Source organism: Rhodococcus sp. ENV425, assembly GCF_002887785.1.
Lineage (GTDB): Bacteria > Actinomycetota > Actinomycetes > Mycobacteriales > Mycobacteriaceae > Rhodococcus > Rhodococcus aetherivorans.
Genome location: NZ_PCZU01000077.1, coordinates 7,438 through 11,580, shown reverse-complemented (window position 1 = coordinate 11,580; position 4,143 = coordinate 7,438). Strand labels below are relative to the sequence as shown.

Sequence of the window (4,143 nt, the reverse complement as noted above, 5' to 3'; positions counted from 1 at the left end):
CGTCGGCGACGGCGCCCGCGACCGCCGCGACCGACGTGCCGTCGACGACGACCCCGGTCTCCCCTGCGCGTACGGTCTCCGGCGCACCGCCGGACCGGCCCGCCACCACGGGCACCCCGGTGGCGGACGCCTCGAGGTAGACGATCCCGAGACCCTCGACGTCGAGGCCGGCGCCGCGCGTACGGCACGGCATCGCGAACACGTCCGCGATGGTGTGGTGGGCGGGGAGTTCGGCAGCCGGCACCCCGCCGGTGATCACGACGTGGTCGTCGACCCCGACCGCGCGGACCAAGTCCCGGAGGCGGTCCTGGTACGGGCCGCCGCCGACGATCACGAGCACCGCCCCGTCGATGCGACGGCGGACCTCCGGCAGCGCACGGATGAGCATGTCCTGGCCCTTGCGGGGCACGAGCCGGGACAGGCACAGCACGGTGGGCCGGTCGCCCAGCCCGTACCGGGCGCGCAGTTCCGCGCGAGCGGCGGGGTCCGGCCGGAACACCTCGGTGTCCACGCCGGAGGGCAGATGCTCGAGCCCCGCGCCGGGCCCGAACGCCGAGGCGAATCGACCGCGGGTGTACCGGCTGACGTACGTGACGGCGTCGGTGTGGTCACCGATGCGGCGCAGCGCCTGCCGTCCGGCGGGCACCATCGACCAGCCCACCTCGTGCCCGTGGGTGCTGGCGAGGACCCGGCGGGCACCGGCGCGGCGCAGCACGGGCGCGAGCAGGGCGAGCGGCGCCGCGGCGCCGAACCACACGTTCTCGCAGGCCCGGTCGCTCATCAGCCGGGTGGCCCGCCGTGCCACTGCGGGGGTCGGCAGCATCAGGGTGGTGGGGTGGCGGACAACCTCGAAGGGTTGCCGGGCGTCGAACTTCACGTGGCTGTCACCGCGCCATCGCGGGGCGTACACGACGAGTTCGTCCGGGGGCAACTGGGACGCGAACGCCTGCAGGTAGGACTGGATCCCCCCGGGCCGGGGCGGAAAGTCGTTGGTGACCAGCAGCGTTCGGGGCATGCGCTCACCGTAGGCGGTGCCGTGGCGGGCGCGGACGCCGGGTCAGCCGACCCGGGCCGGCACCTGCGCCTCGAGCCAGGTCTGCCATCGGGCGACGAATTGCTCCGCATCCGCACCGAGCACGTCGCCGAGCGCGGCGTCGAGTTCCGCGGCGTCGACGGGCCCGGTGGCCAGCCGCCGGTACAGGGCGGTGAGACGATCGCCGCCGAACTCCCCGGCGACGAACGTCGCGATCGACCACGCGCTCTCGTACGCCAGACGCGCACCGTCGCCGGCGAAGTCGGCGTCTGTAGGCAGCGCGGTGGGCGCCCCACGCTTGGCGACGGCGGCGGCGAGGGTGGGCGCGATGACGCCGAGGGCACCGTCGGCGTTGCGGTAGCCCACGTAGTCGGCGTAGCCCTCGAGGATCCACAGCGGCGACCCGTCGACCGTGTCGGTGCGGGCCGCGACGTGGGTGAGTTCGTGGCGCAGGATCGCCCGCAGGCCCGCCGCGTCCAGCCGCTGCCCGGCGGCGGGGCTGAAGACGATGCGCTGGCCGGTGGTCTCGCCGCGCTCGTGGTCGACAGCGTCGGACACGGCGACGGCGGCGATCTCCGCGCCGTTGTAGCGGCTGCCGACCTGGGCGGTGAACTCGTCGTGCGAGGCGGTGACGAGCACGAGGGCGCGGCGGGGCCACTCGGTTCCCCACGCGGCGTCCACGGCCTCCACCGCGGCCTCGAGTTCGCCGGCGATGTCCGAGACGAGGGACGAGTGCTCGGGGTGCCCGACGACGAGGGACCGCCCCCCGGCCCCGGTGTCCACGGCCCGGACCAGCAGCGGTCCGTAGTCCCACGGCCCCCGCCAGGTGGTGGTCTCCGCACCCGGCAGCGGGCGGTCGTCGACGAGGCGCCACTGCTCACCCCGGCGGGCGAGGAGCAGCGTGACGGGCTTGCGCGTCGGTTCGTCGTCGATGCCCTCGACGGCGTAGCGCAGCAGGACGGTGTGGGCGCGGGCCTCGTCGGCGCCGAGGCGGGCCCCGACGTCGTCGGTCACGTCGGTTCCGGGGTCCTGGCCGAGCTCGTAACCGAAGTCCGCCAGCGGCAACGCGGCGAGGGCCTCGGCGCGCCGCACCTCCGCGTCGAGCAACCCCGGGCGGGCCTGCGGGTCCACGAGGGCCGCCAACGCCGCCCGGTCGGCGGAGCGCACGGCCCGGGACCAGGTGTCGAGCAGCCCCTGCACGGCCGTGCGCGACGCCGGTTCGGCCGGCTCGTCGTCGGGCGTGAACGCGAGCGTGAGGCCGACGGCCACGACCGCGACGATCAGCCCGGCCACGCCGAGTCGCTCCCACCGGCGGCTGCCGGGGGGACGGCGGGACGAATCGGGCGCGGGCACGGCGGCCAGTGTAGGTCGCGCTCACACCGGCGCCGTGGGGGTGGCGGCACGACGGGCGTCAGTACCGGCGGGCGTTGTGGAACGGCATCCTGTCCATCGGGGCGACCTTGACGGGCACGCCGTACGTGGAGGCGTGCAGGACGTTGCCGTTGCCCGCGTACAGCCCCACGTGCGAGGCGTCGTCGTAGAAGGTCACGACGTCGCCGGGCTGGAGCTGGTCGCGCGGGACGGGGGTGCCGCCCTGGGCCTGGGCCTGGCTCGAGCGCGGCAGGCTCTTGCCGATCTGCTTGTAGGCCCACACCACGAGGCCGGAGCAGTCGAACGCGGAGGGGCCGGTGGCGCCCCAGCTGTACGGGCTGCCGATCCTGGTCATGCCGGCCTGCAGGGCACCGCTGCCGCTACCGGGGGCGAGGCCCGACAGGATCTTCTCGGCGTCGAATCCCGGCGGGAACGGCGCGCCGGCCAGCGTGGCCTTCTCCTCGGCGCTCAGCTCGGCGAAGGCGGCGAGCACCTCGTCGATCTGGGCCTCGAGCTCGCTCTGCTGCCGCTGCAGATCGTCGCGCACGGCTTGCGCCTGCTCGGCGGCGGCACGCGCCTCGTCGACCGAGCGCTGGGACGCCAGCGCCGCCTCCGCGGCGGCCGACGACGCGGTGCGGAATCCCGCGACCTGGTCGGCGGTCTCCTGGGCGATGACGTCGAGTGCCGACATCTGGTCGAGCAGCTGCTGGGGTGAGTCGCTGACCATCAGGGCGAACAGCCGGTTGGTGCGGGCACCGCGGTAATTGGCGACGGCGAGCTTGTCCACGGTCGGGCGGAAGACCGCGAGTTCTGCTTCCGCGGCGGCCAGCGCCTCGCGGTCGCGGGCCAGCTCCGCGTCGGCGGCGCGCTGGGCGTCGACCTTCGCGTCGAGATCGATTCCGGCATTGTGCAGCGCCTCGGTGGTCTGCTCGGACTTGCGCGACAGCTCGGCGAGCCGCTCCAGGGCGACGGTGGGGCTCTCCCCCACCGGGTCGGCTCCGGCCGGGGCGGCCGCGAACGCCACCGTCAGCAGCACTCCGATTGCCACCAGCGCCCGAAGCGACCGTTTCGTCCTGTCCACCACCACGGGACCAGGTCCTTTCGTTCGACGTTGCGCACCCGTTACCCGAAAAATCTCGATCAGGTTACGGAAGGGCATTGGTTCGTGTCTACCCACCGGTAGGTCACGCAGCGCCGGGTAGGCGAATCCCGGAAAACCGGCGGGGGCGGACCGGCATCGACCGGTCCGCCCCCGCTGCGCCACTGCGTGGCAGTCGTCGAGTCGTCGCTCAGTAGCGACGGGCCCCGTCGACCGGCATCGAGTTCACCGGGGCGACCTTCACGGGCTGGCCCGAGGTCGACGCGTGGATGACGTTGCCGTTGCCGATGTAGATGCCGGAGTGGCTGCCGCCGTAGAAGGACACGACGTCGCCGGGCTGCAGCGCCGAAACGTCCACGGCGCGACCGGCGGAGGCCTGCTCGTAGCTGGTGCGCGGCAGGTTCAGGCCGGCCTGCTTGTAGGCCCACTGCACCAGGCCGGAGCAGTCGAAGGCGTCCGGGCCGGCGGCGCCGTAGACGTACGGGGCGCCGAGCTTGGTGTGAGCGGCGTCCACGGCGCGCTGTGCGACCGAGGTGACCGGCGCGCTGAAGGGCGCGGCCGGCGCCGGCGCGGCACCCTGCGGGGCCGGCGGGACGAGGTTGGTGACCTCCGGCGGGAGGGTCACACCCGCCGGCAGCTC

The 4,143-nt window shown here is 74.4% G+C and carries 4 protein-coding genes; all 4 read right to left on the bottom strand.

Annotation, left to right across the window (positions count from 1 at the left end):
- Nucleotides 1-1,015: glycosyltransferase family 4 protein (locus CQZ88_RS05785; protein WP_102799382.1), on the bottom strand; the 1,015-nt coding region annotated here is incomplete at its 3' end.
- Nucleotides 1,016-1,057: 42 nt separating this feature from the next.
- The gene (locus CQZ88_RS05780) at nt 1,058-2,386 is read right to left on the bottom strand and encodes a membrane protein (protein WP_044475734.1); all 1,329 of its coding nucleotides are present in this window, start codon (nt 2,384-2,386) and stop codon (nt 1,058-1,060) included.
- Between the two features lie 58 nt (nt 2,387-2,444).
- Entirely contained in the window at nt 2,445-3,491 is a 1,047-nt protein-coding gene (locus CQZ88_RS05775; RefSeq protein WP_006933341.1) for an NlpC/P60 family protein, read from the bottom strand.
- Between the two features lie 202 nt (nt 3,492-3,693).
- A partial coding sequence (locus CQZ88_RS05770) for a C40 family peptidase (RefSeq protein WP_258008461.1) occupies nt 3,694-4,143 on the bottom strand: 450 nt, incomplete at its 5' end.